This is a genomic window from Planomonospora corallina (assembly GCF_042650625.1).
Classification (GTDB): Bacteria; Actinomycetota; Actinomycetes; order Streptosporangiales; family Streptosporangiaceae; genus Planomonospora_B; species Planomonospora_B corallina.
Genome location: NZ_JBHSBM010000017.1, coordinates 581,975 through 594,787 on the forward strand (window position 1 = coordinate 581,975; position 12,813 = coordinate 594,787).

The window sequence follows — 12,813 nt, forward strand, 5'->3', positions numbered from 1 at the left end:
GGGCGGGGGCCTCGAGGCGGACGGGGCGTCAGCCGTACAGCTCGTCGACCTGCTTGGCGAAGTCGCGCATCACGACGTTGCGCTTGATCGACTGCTTCGGCGTGACGTGCCCGGTCTCCTCGCTGAGCTCGATGTCGAGGATCGTGAACTTCTTGATCTGCTCGGCCTTGGAGACCGACCGGTTGGCGTCGTCGACGGCCTTCTGCACCTCGGCGATGATCGCGGAGTCGGCGCTGAGCTCGGCCAGCGTGGCCCCGGCCCGCCCGTTGGCGGTCTTCCACTGCTCCAGCGCCTCGGGGTCGAGGGTGACGAGCGCGGCCACGAACGGCCGGTTGTCGCCGACCACCAGCGCCTGGCTGACCAGGGGGTGGGCGCGGATGCGGTCCTCCATCGGGGCCGGGGCGACGTTCTTGCCCGCGGCGGTGACGAGGATCTCCTTCTTGCGGCCGGTGATGCGCACGTAGCCGTCGGCGTCGATCTCGCCGATGTCACCGGTGTGGAACCAGCCGTCGGCGTCGATCGCCTCGGCGGTGGCCGCGTCGTTGTTCCAGTAGCCCTTGAAGATGTGGCGGCCCTTGACCAGGATCTCGCCGTCGTCGCCGATGGCGACCGAGACGCCGGGGAACGGCTTGCCGACGGTGCCGATCTTGTTGGCGCCGGGCATGTTGACCGTGGAGGGGGCGGAGGTCTCGGTCAGGCCCCAGCCCTCCAGGACCTCGATGCCCACACCGCGGAAGAAGTGGCCGAGCCGGTCGCCCAGGGCCGACCCGCCGCTGATGGCGGCCCACAGGTTGCCGCCGGTGGCCTCGCGGAGCTTGCCGTAGACGAGCTTGTCGAACAGCGCGTGCTTGAGCTTGAGGCCGAGCCCGGCGCCGCCGGCGGACTCGGCGCGGCTCCACGCGATGGCCGTGCCCGCCGCGGCGTGGAAGATCTTCCCCTTGCCGCCGGCGACGGCCTTCTGCTCGGCGCCGTTGTAGACCTTCTCGAAGACCCGCGGCACGGCGAGCAGGAAGGTGGGCCTGAACTCCTGCAGGGAGGGGGCGACGTTCTTCATGTCCGGGGTGTGCCCGATGACCGTGCCGGTCTCGACCAGCACGACCTGGATGAGGCGGGCGAAGACGTGCGCGAGGGGGAGGAAGAGCAGGACGGAGCGGTTGTCCACGCTGAACAGCTTCTCCAGCGGGCCGTAGGAGACGTTCCGCGCGGTGAACAGCAGGTTGTCGTGGGTCAGCCGGCAGCCCTTGGGCATGCCGGTGGTGCCGGAGGTGTAGACGATGGTGGCCAGGTCGTCGACGCAGCGGCCGGTCCGGCGCTCGGTGAGGGTCTCGTCGGAGACCTCGGCGCCGGCCGCGCTCAGCTCGTCCACCGCGCCGCCCTCGATGCGCCAGACGTGCTTGACCGCGTCGAGCTTGGGCAGGACCTCGTGCACGGTCGCCTCGTGGGACTCCAGCTCCACGAAGATCGCCTTGGCGCCGCTGTCGGAGACGATCCACGCGACCTGGTCGGCGGAGGAGGTCTCGTAGATCGGGACGCCGACCGCGCCGGCGCTCCAGATCGCGTAGTCGATGACGGTCCACTCGTAGCGGGTGCGCGACATGAGGGCCACCCGGTCACCCGGCTCGACGCCCGCCGCGATCAGGCCCTTGGCCACCGCGGCGACCTGGTCCCTGAACTCCCTCGCCGTCACGGCGGTCCAGTCGGCGCCCACCTTGCGGCGCAGGGCGACCGCGCCCGGCTCCTGCTCGGCGCGCTGGAACACCGTGTCGGTCAGGTTGGCGGAGGGGGGGACATCCACCAGCACGGGGACGCTGTACTCGCGCACGGGTCACTCCTGAAGACGCACGGATCGGGATGGTTAACAGGAAGCTATCGCGACAAGTTACGCGTGGGTAGATCCGTCACCCAGGCGTTACAAGGGCGATTTCACGCTATCAGCCTCCTCGTATGCGGTCGCCGTGCGTGAACGGCCCGCGGCAGGTCGCACCTCATTTGTTACTTATGTCGGATCTTGGACGTTGTTTCGTGACTACGGTCGGTTAGGATGACCGTCATGCGGGTTCATGTCGTCAGCGATGTGCACGGCCGGTCCGACGCCCTGGCCCGCGCGGGGGACGGGGCCGACGCGCTGATCTGCCTCGGCGACCTGATCCTCTTCGTCGACTACGACGACCACTCCCAGGGCATGTTCGCCGAGCTGTTCGGCGCCGAGGCGGCGGGAGAGCTCATCGCCCTGCGCACCGCCAAGCGGTTCGACGAGGCCCGCGCCATGTCCGCCGCGCTCTGGGCGTCGCTGGGCGGAGACCCGCGCGACCACATCGAACGCTCCGTCCGCCGCCAGTACGGCGAGATCTTCGCGGCGATGCCCGCCCCGGCCTACCTCACCCCCGGCAACGTGGACCTGCCGCGCCTGTGGCCGGAGTACCTCCGCCCAGGCCACCGCGTGCTGGACGGGGAGAGCGTCGAGATCGGAGGGCTGCGGTTCGGCTTCGTCGGCGGCGGGCTGCGCACGCCGTACCGGACGCCGAACGAGATCGACGAGGAGGAGTTCGCGCGCAAGGTCGAGGCGGTCGGCGAGGTGGACGTGCTCTGCTGCCACATCCCCCCGGCCGTCCCCGAGCTCCTCTACGACGTCGTCGCCCGCCGCTTCGAACGGGGCAGCGAGGCCGTGCTGGAGGCGATCCGGCGGACCCGGCCGCGCTACGCGCTCTTCGGCCACGTGCACCAGCCCCTGGCGAGCCGGGTGCGCGTCGGCCGGACCGAGTGCGTCAACGTGGGCCACTTCCGGGGCAGGGGCGTGCCGTACGCGCTGGAGTGGTGAGATCGTCCGGCGGAGGCGGACCGGTAGTACCGTAAGCCCATGGCTGATCGCACGACCTCGAGCATCACGATCGGCGCCGGCCGGTCGACCATCATGACGGTGATCGCCGACTTCGGCGCCTACCCCGAGTGGGCCGGGCAGGTGAAGTCCGCCCAGGTCCTGTCCACCGGGCCGGACGGCCGCCCGGAGCGGGTCAGGTTCGTCCTGGACGCGGGCGTGATCAGCGACGAGTACACCCTCGCCTACACCTGGCACGGGGACGAGTCCGTCGACTGGGCCGTCGCCGAGGAGGGGAAGATGGTCTCCGGCCTGACGGGGAGCTACCGCCTGGCCGAGACCTCCGGCGGCACCGAGGTGACCTACGAGCTCGCCGTGGACCTCAAGGTCCCCATGATCGGCATGATCAAGCGGAAGGCCGAGAAGGTCATCATCGACACGGCCCTGAAGGGACTGAAGAAGCGCGTCGAGAGCGCATGACGCGCGTCCTGCTCTTCACGGGCAAGGGCGGCGTCGGCAAGACGACCGCGGCGGCGGCCACCGCCGTCCGCGCGGCGCGCTCCGGACTGAGGACCCTGGTGGTCTCGACCGACACCGCGCACTCGCTGGCCGACGCGCTCGCGGTGGGCGCCCCCGCCGCCGGGCCCGCCGAGGTCGAGCCCGGCCTGCACCTCCACCAGGTCGACACGCAGCGGTCGCTGGAGCGCCAGTGGGGGGAGCTGCGCGACTACGCCCGCGGCGTCTTCGCCGAACTGGGCCTCGACGAGGTCACCGCCGAGGAGATCACGGTGCTGCCCGGCGCCGAGGAGGTCATCGCGCTGCTGGAGCTGCGCGAGCAGGCCCGGACCGGGCACTGGGACGTGATCGTCGTCGACTGCGCGCCCACCGCCGAGACGCTCCGGCTGCTCGCCCTGCCCGAGGCCCTCGACTGGCACGTCAACCGGCTCCTCCCGGTCGGCAGGAGGGTGCTGCGCACACTCGCGCCGCTGGTCCGCCGGGTGGCGATGGTCAGCGTCCCCGACGACCACGTGGTCGGCGCGGGCGAGCGCCTGCACCGGGCGCTGATGGAGGTGCGCGGGCTGCTCACGGGCCCCGGCGCCAGCGTCCGGCTGGTGCTCACCCCCGAGGCGGTCGTGCTCGCCGAGGCCCGCCGCACGCTCACCTCCCTGAGCCTGTACGGCTACCGCGTCGACGCGGTGGTCGCCAACCGGGTCTTCCCGTCCGGGGGGGCCGACCCGTGGCGGGAGAGGTGGGTGACCGCCCAGGCCAGGCATCTCGCCGAGGTCGGCGAGTCCTTCGCCCCGCTGCCCGTGCACACCGTCCCCTATCTGGACGCCGAACCCGTCGGCCCGGACGCGCTGGCCCGCGTCGCCGAGGTCCTGTACGGCACGGCCGATCCGTTCGCCCCGCCCGCCGGGGAGCCGCCGCTGCGGATCACCGCCGAGGGCGAGCTGATCCTCGCCCTGCCGCTCGCCGAGAAGGGGGAGGTGGACCTGGCCAGGAAGGGCGACGAGCTGATCGTCACCCTGGGCCCGTACCGCCGGGTCCTGGCCCTGCCCGCCGCGCTGGCCCGCCGGAGCGTTCGGGACGCCGCGCTCTCGGACGGCCGTCTGCGGGTACGGTTCGAATCGGGAGGGCCAGATGACTGAGAACACCGAGAACACCGAGAACACCGAGAACAACGGGAACGCCGGGAACGCCGCCACCGCCGGAGGCTCCGGGAGCACCGGGAGCACCGGGAGCACCGGGAGCACCGGGGGCTTCGGGGACGCGCCGGGCGGCCGGAGCGAGCGGGACCCGATCGGGAGCGCGGCGGAGGAGGCGCTCAAGCTCTTCGACACGCTCCAGCGCAAGGCCGCGCGGGAGCTGCGTAAGAACCTGGTCAAGGGGACCATGACCGGGTTCGGCAGCGCGTTCTCCGGCGGCGGCCGGGGAGACAGGGACGTGTGGGCGGAGGCGGTCGCGGGCGAGCAGGAGGAGTACATCTGCCGCGCCTGCCCCGTCTGCCGCGCCATGGCCGCGCAGCGCGAGTCCGGCGGCCAGGTCGCCGACCATCTGATGCAGGCCGGATCGGAGCTGTTCGCCGCCCTGAAGTCGGCGGTCGACGCGCTCAACAGGCCCCCGGCCTCACAGCGGGCGCGGGAACGCGGAGCGTCGCACAAGGAGACCCCCGTGGAGCACATCGACCTGGGGTGAGCCCAGGGGGAAAGGGTGAGAGATGGCGCTGACCATCGGCGTTGACATCGGCGGCACCAAGATCGCGGCGGGCGTCGTGGACGACGGCGGCCGGATCGTCGCGCAGTGCCTGCGCCCCACACCGGCCGACAGCCCCGAGCACGTCGCCGACACGATCGCCGAGGTGGTCGCGGAACTGGCGGCCGGTCACGAGATCGAGGCCGTCGGTCTGGGCGCCGCCGGGTTCATCGACGAGACCCGCTCGGTCGTGCGGTTCGCGCCCAACCTCGCCTGGCGTGAGGAACCGCTGCAGAAGAAGGTCTCCGGCCTCGTCGGCCTGCCCGTCGTGGTGGAGAACGACGCCAACGCGATGGCCTGGGCCGAGGCGCGCTTCGGCGCGGGCCGGGGCGAGAGCCACGTCGTGTGCGTGACCGTCGGCACCGGCATCGGCGGCGGCATCGTGCTGGAGGGCTCCCTCTACCGGGGTCGCTGGGGCATGGGCGCCGAGCTCGGCCACATGCAGGTGGTCCCCGGAGGGCGCCCGTGCGGCTGCGGCAACCTCGGCTGCTGGGAGCAGTACGCCAGCGGCAACGCCCTGGTCGCCGAGGCCCGGCTGCTCGCGGAGGCCGACCCCGCGCGGGCGGGGCGGCTGCTGGAGATCGCCGGTGGCACGGTCGCCGACATCGAGGGCCCCGAGGTCACCGACGCGGCCCGCGAGGGGGACCCGGTGGCGCTGGCCGCCTTCGCGTCGATGGCGGACTGGCTCGGCCAGGGGATGAGCGACCTCGCCGCCGTGCTGGACCCCGGTTGCTTCATCCTGGGCGGAGGGGTCTCCCGCGCCGCCGACCTCTGGATCGACCGGGCGCGCGAGTCCTACGCCCGCAATCTGACAGGGCGGGGGCACCGCCCGGTGGCCGAGATCCGCCTGGCCGAGCTGGGCGCCTCCGCAGGCCTGGTCGGAGCCGCCGACCTCGCCCGCCGCCGCTGAGCGTCCGCCCGGTCCACCGCGGATCTCGCCCGCCGCTGAGCGGCCGCCCCGTGCGCGGATGCGGGGCGGCGGTCCCGCCCGGTCAGGCGGACCGCGCCCGGACGGCTCGCGCCCGCGAACCGCTGGTCCGCCCGGCCCGGCGCGGTTACGCTCGCCCTACGCCCCGGCGGGCCCGGCGGCGTCCGCAGTGGAGGTCGCCATGGCTCTCCGGGTCGCCTGTTACAACGTCCGCTCCATGCGGGACGACGTCGCCGCACTGGGGCGGGTCGTCGCCGCCCTCCGGGCCGACGTGCTCTGCGTGCAGGAGGCGCCCCGGTTCCTGTGCTGGCGGTGCAGGCGCAGACGGCTGGCCGGTTTCGGCGGCCTGCGGGTCGCCGCGGGACTGCGCGCGGGCGGCCTGGCCGTGCTGACCGGTCCGTCCGTCCGGCTCCTGCACGGCGAGGGCCGGCTGCTCGCGCCCTTCCCCCGCCTGGAACGGCGGGCGATCGCGATCGCGGTGGTCGAGGCCGGCCCGGCCCGGGCGGCCGTCGGCTGCGTCCACCTGGATCTCGACGGCGCCGCCCGGCTCCATCACGTCGACGAGGCGCTGGACCTGCTCACGGGCGTCGCCGGCCGGTTCGGCGCGCTGCCGGTGCTCGCGGCGGACGTCAACGAGCAGCCGGGCCAGCCGGCCTGGCGGCGGATCACCGAGCGGCTGGCCGACTGCTACGCCGCCGCGCCGCGGGGCGACGGCCTCACCTTCCCCGCCCGGAACCCCGGCAAGCGCATCGACGCGATCTTCGCGGCGGCGGGGATCGGGGTGCTCTCCTGCGGCGGAGCCGACGCCGACTCCGCCGATCTGGCGGCGGCCACCGACCACCTTCCGGTGGTCGCCGAACTGGACTGCGACCGGGCGGCGGACCCCTGCCGCTGACCGCCGTACCCGCCGGTCCCGGCACGAGAGGGTGGGGAGTCGCACACAGGCGACAGGCATCACCCGTACCATTTGGTGCATGACCCGTCGCCTTCCGCGGCGTGCGCTGGCGCTGTGCGCGGGAGGTCTGCTCCTGCCCCTTCTCCTCGCGCCCGCCGCGTACGCCGATCCCGTCCGCCCGCCCGCGGCGGGGACCTGGCAGGCACCGGCCACCGCCCGGTTGAGCGCCGACGGGTCGCTGTCCGACGTGGCGGGGATATCCGCCGACAACGTGTGGGCGGTGGGCCAGCAGAGCGTGTGGGACGTCTGGCAGAGCCGCGGCGCCATCACCCACTGGAACGGCGAGACCTGGACCGAGGTCGGCATCCGCAACGACCCCACCGGGGCGGGGCTGCTGCGCTCGGTGACGGCGGCCTCCGCGAGCGAGCTGTGGGCCGTGGGCGAGGGGCACGACGGCCTGCCGTACCTCGCCCGGGGCGACGGCTCGGCCTTCGAGCGGGTCACCCTCGACACGCTGCACGCCGGCGACTGGCTGGGCGGGGTGGCGGCGCTCCCGGGCAGGGCGGTCGCGGTGGGCCGCCGGGACCGGCAGCCGCTGATCGTCACCGGGAGCGGCGGGAAGTGGACGATCACCCCGCTCAAAGGGCTCAAAGGCCGGGGCACGCTGTACGGCGTGGCCCTGTCGGCCAAGGGCGAGGGCTGGGCGGTGGGCGACACCGGCGGCAGGCCGCTGGCCGTGCGGCTGTCCGGCGGGCAGTGGAAGTCCTTCCCGCTGCCGGACGTCCCCGGCGGCTACCTCCGCGACGTGCACGTCAACGGGCCCAAGCGCGCCCTGGCCATCGGCGGCGTGCACAACGACTCCGGCGAGGTGGTCCCGCTGGTCCTGTCCTGGAACGGCAAGAAGTGGTCCAAGGTGCCGGTGCCGGAGCGGGACGTGCGGCTGTACGGGGTGACCGGCGATCGCAAGAACCGCTTCTGGGTCTCCGGCGTCGACCTGGCGCGGCCGGGCGAGGCGTTCCTGCTCCGCTACGACGGCCGCGCGCTGAAGACGTTGCGCGGGGCGCCGCCGGCCGGGTCCCGGACGATCCGGTTGCAGGCCGCGGCCTACCTGCCCGGTACGGGCACGGTCTGGACCGTCGGCCACGTGGTGGACGGCGGCGGGCGCTACACCGACGTGATCGAGCGGTTCGAGACGAAGGGCCCGGAAGGGCCGGAGCGCTCCAGGTCCTGAGTGCTCCAGGCCCTGAGCGTCCTGAGTGCTCCAGGCCCTGAGCGCCCGCCGGCACGGACGGCCCCGCCGCAGGACCGCCGCGCGGCGGAGCGCGCCGTCAGCGCCGCCGCAGGACCGCCGTCGCCGGGCGCTCGGGGAGCCCGGCCGTCAGAGGACCGCGCCGTCGTCCCAGCCGGAGCCGCCGGGAGGGCCGTCGCCCATCCGCACCACCAGTGCCACGAAGCCCCCGATGAACGCGGCGACCGCGGTGAACAGCGCCCAGGCCCGCAGCTCCCACCCGGCGGCGGCGGCCACCAGCAGGTAGGCGGGCCCGCCGAACAGGGCGATCCATGCGATCTTGGTGGCGGCGTCGGTCTTGGGCAGCGGAGGCGGCGGCGGAGGCACGTAGTGCCCCTCGTCCTCCTCCTCCGCTCCGTCGCCGGCGGGCTCGTCCTCCGGCTCCGGGAGCCCGTCCTCGCCGGAGTGCCCGGCCACTTGGCGCGCGGGCTCGGCGGGGAGGTTCTCGCTGTCGGGCCACGGCTGGTCGGCCGGGTCGCGCTCGGCGGTCTCGTGGAAGGACGCGACGATCTGCCGCCAGACCTCGTCCTCGTCGCTCTGCGGTGTCACTTACCTGGGCCCGTCGTCCATGGAACGGTCACTTCCTCCCCGGAGACCGCGCATCCCCCGCCGATGGTCAGTCTCTCTGCAAGGGTACAGAGGCGTTCGTCCGGATGAAGTCCAGGCTCTCCGCAAAGATCCTGTCGGCGTCGTTGTCGAGGGTCGCGACATGGTAGCTGTCGGCGAGCTCCACCACCGTCAGGTTCCCCGCGGTCAGCCTCTCGCGGAGGATGCGCACACTGGTCGGCTTCACCACGTGATCCTGCGGGCTGTGGAAGACGAGCACCGGCTGGGTCACCTTGTCCAGTTCCGCCTGGGTCAGCGCCCAGAGGCGGGGAAGGCTCGCCGCGGCCTTGACCGGCGTGCGCGTGTAGCCCACCTCGACCGCCCCCTCCTTCTTGATGTCCCCGGCGACCCCCTGCACCGAGGGGACGAAGAGCCGCAGCAGCGGCGCGAGCCGGAGCAGCGGGACGTCGTTGGCGATCGAGGGGTTGACGACGACCACGCCCCTGATCCCCTCGCCGTGCACCTCGGCCAGGCGCAGCGCCATGCAGCCGCCCAGCGACAGGCCCGCCACGAAGACGTCCGCGCACCGGCCCCGCAGGTCCGCCAGGGTCTTGTCCAGCTCGGCGTACCAGTCCTCCCAGCGGGTGCGGTTCATCTCCTGCCAGGTGGTGCCGTGGCCGGGCAGGCGGGGCAGCGCCACGGTCAGGCCCGCCTCGGCCAGGTGCCCGGCCCAGGGGCGCAGCGACTGCGGGGTCCCGGTGAACCCGTGGCAGAGCAGGACGCCCACCGGGCCGCCCGCGTGGTGGTACGGTTCCGCGCCGGACATGATTGGCATCGTGACTCCTCGTGGGGTTCGCCCGATCGTCGCATGTTCGGGGCCTGCTGTGCGAGAGGGCGGTCTGTGGCTTTCGCGGTGTAGGTGGCGGAGACTGAAGATGGGAAGATGGCTCCAGGCCACTTCCCGTCCAAGCAAAGGAGCATCGAGTGTTCTACTGGGTGGTGAAGGCCATCCTCTCGCCCTTCCTCCACGTGATCTTCCGCCCCTGGGCGGAGGGAGTGGAGAACGTGCCGAAGGAGGGTCCGGTGATCCTGGCCGGCAACCACCTGTCCTTCGCCGACCACTTCTTCGGCGCGCTGTTCCTCCCGCGCAAGGTGATCTCCCTCGGTAAGGCCGAGTACTTCACGGGCAGGGGCCTGAAGGGGATGATCAGCCGGGCCTTCTTCAGCGGCGTCGGGACCGTGCCGATCGACCGCTCCGGGGGGAAGGCCAGCGAGGCCGCTCTCCGCACCGGCCTGCGCATCCTGGGTGAGGGCAACGTGCTCGGCATCTACCCCGAGGGTACCCGCTCCCACGACGGCCGCCTCTACAAGGGCAAGACCGGCGTGGCGCGGCTGGCGCTGGAGTCCCGCGCGCCGGTCATCCCGTGGGCGATGGTCAGCACCTTCGAGATGATGCCCCCCGGCAGGCTGATCCCCCGCCTGGGCATCCGGCCGGGGGTGAGGTTCGGCAAGCCTCTGGACTTCTCCCGCTACTACGGGATGGAGGAGGACCGCCTGGTCCTGCGGGCCGTCACCGACGAGATCATGTACGCGCTGATGGAGCTCTCCGGCCAGGAGTACGTCGACAAGTACGCCGCGAGCGCCAAGGCCGAGGCCGCCCAGGCGGCGAAGGAGGCGAGGAAGGCCGCCCGCCGCTGATCCCGCCCGCCGCCGTGCCCGGGGCGGCGGCCCGGCCCGCCGGCGGTCTATCCGCCGTAGACGTGCTCGTGGATCTGCCGGATGTGCTCCGGGGTGGTACGGCAGCAGCCGCCCACGAAGTCCGACCCCGCGGCGTGCCACCCGGCCGCCGCCGCGCCGAACTCGACCGGGTCGGCCAGGCCGCGCCAGCGGCGGGCCGAGGCGTCCCAGGTCTCGCCGGAGTTCGGGTACACGATGACGGGCTTGCCCTCGATGCGCCGGATCAGGCTGGGGACGTGGCGCGGCGCGGTGCAGTTGACCCCGACCGCGATCACCCTCGGATGGCCGGCGAACAGGGCGGCGGCCTGCCGCAGCGGGGTGCCGTCGCTGATGTGTTCGCCGTCGCGGCAGGAGAAGCTGATCCACGCCCGCACGTCCGGCGTCTCGTCGAGCAGCCGCCGCAGCGCGCGGGCCTCGGCGTACGACGGGACGGTCTCACAGGCCATCAGGTCGGCCTCGCTGCCGGCCAGGATGTGCCAGCGGTCCCGGTGCCAGGCGACCAGGCCGTCCTCGTCGAGATCGTAGACGCCGGTGTACTCGGCGCCGTCCGCCAGGTAGGCCCCGTACGGGCCGACGCTGGCGGCCACCGTGCCCTGGCCGTGGGCGTCCCTGGCCTCGACCGCCAGGCGCACCGCCAGCAGGATCAGATCCTCCGCCTGCGCGGGGGAGAGACCCCTGCGCAGGAACGCCGGGATGCTCGCCTGGTAACTCGCCGTGGTCGCCACCTGCGCCCCCGCGGCGAAGTAGTCGAGGTGCGCCCGGCGGATCAGCGAGGCCTCCTCCACCAAGAGCTTCGCCGACCACAGCGGGTCGTCCAGATCCGCGCCCAGGGACTCGAGATGGGTGGCGAGCCCGCCGTCGAGAATCACCATCCCGCCACTCTACGTCACCTGTGGCGGAGCCGTCCGGGGGTGAGCTCCCTGCGGCCGTGCCCGGGACGGGACGGCCGGGAAGCGGGCGGCGGGACGGCCGGGAGCGGTGAGAAGGGAGAGGCTGCGGGAGCGGTGAGGGGGGACAGCCGCGGGCGGTGAGGGGGAGAGTCCGCGGGAGCGGGGCATAAGGGCAGGTGAGCGGTGTGAGGAGAGTGCGATGGCCGAAGTGCCGATGCCCTCCGACGAGGCCGAGCGGCTGCGGGAGCTGTACGACCTGCGGGCGCTGGAGGCGGCGGAGGGGGTGGAGGACGGCGAGGTCGTGCTGGAACCGGACTTCCAGGCCATGGCCGAGCTGGCGGCCTACGTGTGCCGGGCGCCGATCGCGCTGGTCAGTCTCGTGGGCCGGGACCGGCAGTACTTCAAGGGCCGCACCGGTGTGGTGTGGACCGGCACCGACCGGCAGATCTCCTTCTGCGCGCACACGATCTGCGGCCGTTCGCTGCTGGAGGTCCACGACGCCCGCACCGACCCGCGCTTCCGCGACAACATCCTGGTCACCGGGGAGCCGCACGTGCGCTTCTACGCGGGCGCCCCGATGGTCAGCAGCCGGGGGTACGCGCTGGGCACGGTGTGCGTGCTGGACACGCGGCCCCGCCGGCTGAACGAGCAGCAGCGCCAGGCCCTGCACACCCTGGCCAGGGAGGCCGCCGTGCTGCTGGAGACCCACCGCAGCGCCCGCCTGGCCGAGGAGGCCCTACGGCACCTGCGGGAGATGGAGGACCTCAAGCGCAACTTCCTGACCGGCATCAACCACGAGCTGCGCACCCCGCTGACCTCGATCCGCAGCTATCTGCAGCTGATCCTGGACGGAGGGCTGGACAGGGAGACCGAGCACGGGTTCCTGAAGGTGATCGAGCGCAACGGCGACCGCCTGCTGGACGTGCTGGACGAGCTGCTCCTGCTGGCCAGCCTGAACGCCCGCACCGCCGTGTTCGAGCCGGGACCGGCGGACCTGGTGGCCATCACGCGCCTGGCCGTGGAGGAGGCCTGCGCCAAGGCCTCCCACCGGGAGCACACGGTGACGGTGGAGGCGCCCGGCGACATCGAGGTGCGGGCCGACAGCAGGCGGCTGCGGCACGCGCTGGTCCACCTGCTGGACAACGCGTTCAAGTTCTCCCCGCCGGGCGGGCGGGTCGACGTCGTCGTCACCGCCGGCCCGCCGGCGGTGGAGATCCGCGACAACGGCATCGGCGTCACCGAGGAGGACATCGAGCGCGTCTTCGAGAGCTTCTACCGGGCCCCGGAGGCGGACGAGCACGCGGCCGGGGGCAGCGGTGTGGGGCTGACGATCGTGAAGAAGATCGTCCAGCTGCACGGCGGCATCGTGCGCATGGAGCGCAACCCCGGCGGAGGCATCTGCGTCCGCGTCGTCCTGCCGGAGCCGCCGCCCCGCGCCTGAGCGGCCCCGGCCGGTCGGCG

13 protein-coding genes are annotated in these 12,813 nt (G+C 73.1%); 9 read left to right on the top strand and 4 right to left on the bottom strand.

The window, feature by feature from the left end; genetic code table 11:
- Positions 1–28: 28 nt before the first annotated feature.
- Positions 29–1,822 (bottom strand): AMP-dependent synthetase/ligase, encoded by a 1,794-nt coding sequence (locus ACFOWE_RS15790; RefSeq protein WP_377288335.1) that lies wholly within the window; start codon positions 1,820–1,822, stop codon positions 29–31.
- Between the two features lie 228 nt (positions 1,823–2,050).
- Between ACFOWE_RS15790 and ACFOWE_RS15795 the strand changes: the two genes are divergently transcribed.
- The 7 genes from ACFOWE_RS15795 to ACFOWE_RS15825 all read left to right on the top strand — a co-directional run bounded on the left by ACFOWE_RS15795 (position 2,051) and on the right by ACFOWE_RS15825 (position 8,122).
- Positions 2,051–2,818, top strand: a complete 768-nt coding sequence (locus ACFOWE_RS15795) for a metallophosphoesterase family protein (RefSeq protein WP_377288337.1) — start codon at positions 2,051–2,053, stop codon at positions 2,816–2,818.
- Positions 2,819–2,857: 39 nt separating this feature from the next.
- On the top strand, positions 2,858–3,295 hold the full coding sequence (locus ACFOWE_RS15800; RefSeq protein WP_377288339.1) for an SRPBCC family protein: 438 nt from the start codon (positions 2,858–2,860) through the stop codon (positions 3,293–3,295).
- Positions 3,292–4,464: an ArsA family ATPase gene (locus tag ACFOWE_RS15805; RefSeq protein WP_377288341.1), complete on the top strand. Its 1,173-nt coding sequence runs from the start codon at positions 3,292–3,294 to the stop codon at positions 4,462–4,464. The genes ACFOWE_RS15800 and ACFOWE_RS15805 overlap by 4 nt, the downstream gene beginning before the upstream one ends.
- Positions 4,457–5,011, top strand: coding sequence for a hypothetical protein (locus tag ACFOWE_RS15810; protein WP_377288343.1), 555 nt, complete (start codon positions 4,457–4,459; stop codon positions 5,009–5,011). The genes ACFOWE_RS15805 and ACFOWE_RS15810 overlap by 8 nt, the downstream gene beginning before the upstream one ends.
- A 22-nt stretch (positions 5,012–5,033) precedes the next feature.
- A complete protein-coding gene (locus tag ACFOWE_RS15815; RefSeq protein WP_377288345.1) occupies positions 5,034–5,978 on the top strand; it encodes an ROK family glucokinase in 945 nt (314 codons plus the stop codon).
- Positions 5,979–6,177: 199 nt separating this feature from the next.
- Positions 6,178–6,891, top strand: a complete 714-nt coding sequence (locus tag ACFOWE_RS15820) for an endonuclease/exonuclease/phosphatase family protein (RefSeq protein ID WP_377288347.1) — start codon at positions 6,178–6,180, stop codon at positions 6,889–6,891.
- Between the two features lie 79 nt (positions 6,892–6,970).
- Positions 6,971–8,122, top strand: coding sequence for a hypothetical protein (locus ACFOWE_RS15825; protein WP_377288349.1), 1,152 nt, complete (start codon positions 6,971–6,973; stop codon positions 8,120–8,122).
- Between the two features lie 147 nt (positions 8,123–8,269).
- Here the strand turns inward: ACFOWE_RS15825 and ACFOWE_RS15830 are convergent, their stop codons facing one another.
- Positions 8,270–8,728, bottom strand: coding sequence for a hypothetical protein (locus ACFOWE_RS15830; protein ID WP_377288351.1), 459 nt, complete (start codon positions 8,726–8,728; stop codon positions 8,270–8,272).
- 67 nt (positions 8,729–8,795) lie between these two features.
- Positions 8,796–9,560, bottom strand: coding sequence for an alpha/beta hydrolase (locus ACFOWE_RS15835; RefSeq protein ID WP_377288353.1), 765 nt, complete (start codon positions 9,558–9,560; stop codon positions 8,796–8,798).
- A 149-nt stretch (positions 9,561–9,709) separates the two neighbouring features.
- Here ACFOWE_RS15835 and ACFOWE_RS15840 point away from each other — a divergent pair, with 149 nt between their 5' ends.
- Positions 9,710–10,423 carry a lysophospholipid acyltransferase family protein gene (locus ACFOWE_RS15840; protein ID WP_377288355.1) on the top strand — a complete coding sequence of 238 codons (714 nt, stop codon included), beginning with the start codon at positions 9,710–9,712 and terminating at the stop codon, positions 10,421–10,423.
- Between the two features lie 47 nt (positions 10,424–10,470).
- Here ACFOWE_RS15840 and mmuM read toward each other — a convergent pair whose 3' ends face one another.
- Positions 10,471–11,334 carry a homocysteine S-methyltransferase gene (gene mmuM, locus ACFOWE_RS15845; RefSeq protein ID WP_377288357.1) on the bottom strand — a complete coding sequence of 288 codons (864 nt, stop codon included), beginning with the start codon at positions 11,332–11,334 and terminating at the stop codon, positions 10,471–10,473.
- Positions 11,335–11,551: 217 nt separating this feature from the next.
- Between mmuM and ACFOWE_RS15850 the strand changes: the two genes are divergently transcribed.
- Positions 11,552–12,793 carry a GAF domain-containing sensor histidine kinase gene (locus tag ACFOWE_RS15850; protein WP_377288359.1) on the top strand — a complete coding sequence of 414 codons (1,242 nt, stop codon included), beginning with the start codon at positions 11,552–11,554 and terminating at the stop codon, positions 12,791–12,793.
- Positions 12,794–12,813: the final 20 nt, after the last annotated feature.

Bases quoted from the DNA above. Each gene is read 5' to 3' on its own strand.
- ACFOWE_RS15795 (WP_377288337.1), top strand. From the start codon at position 2,051: ATGCGGGTTCATGTCGTCAGCGATGTGCACGGCCGGTCCGACGCCCTG.
- ACFOWE_RS15810 (WP_377288343.1), top strand. From the start codon at position 4,457: ATGACTGAGAACACCGAGAACACCGAGAACACCGAGAACAACGGGAAC.
- ACFOWE_RS15850 (WP_377288359.1), top strand. From the start codon at position 11,552: ATGGCCGAAGTGCCGATGCCCTCCGACGAGGCCGAGCGGCTGCGGGAG.
- ACFOWE_RS15835 (WP_377288353.1), bottom strand. From the start codon at position 9,560: ATGCCAATCATGTCCGGCGCGGAACCGTACCACCACGCGGGCGGCCCG.
- mmuM (WP_377288357.1), bottom strand. From the start codon at position 11,334: ATGGTGATTCTCGACGGCGGGCTCGCCACCCATCTCGAGTCCCTGGGC.
- ACFOWE_RS15820 (WP_377288347.1), top strand. From the start codon at position 6,178: ATGGCTCTCCGGGTCGCCTGTTACAACGTCCGCTCCATGCGGGACGAC.
- ACFOWE_RS15800 (WP_377288339.1), top strand. From the start codon at position 2,858: ATGGCTGATCGCACGACCTCGAGCATCACGATCGGCGCCGGCCGGTCG.
- ACFOWE_RS15815 (WP_377288345.1), top strand. From the start codon at position 5,034: ATGGCGCTGACCATCGGCGTTGACATCGGCGGCACCAAGATCGCGGCG.
- ACFOWE_RS15805 (WP_377288341.1), top strand. From the start codon at position 3,292: ATGACGCGCGTCCTGCTCTTCACGGGCAAGGGCGGCGTCGGCAAGACG.
- ACFOWE_RS15825 (WP_377288349.1), top strand. From the start codon at position 6,971: ATGACCCGTCGCCTTCCGCGGCGTGCGCTGGCGCTGTGCGCGGGAGGT.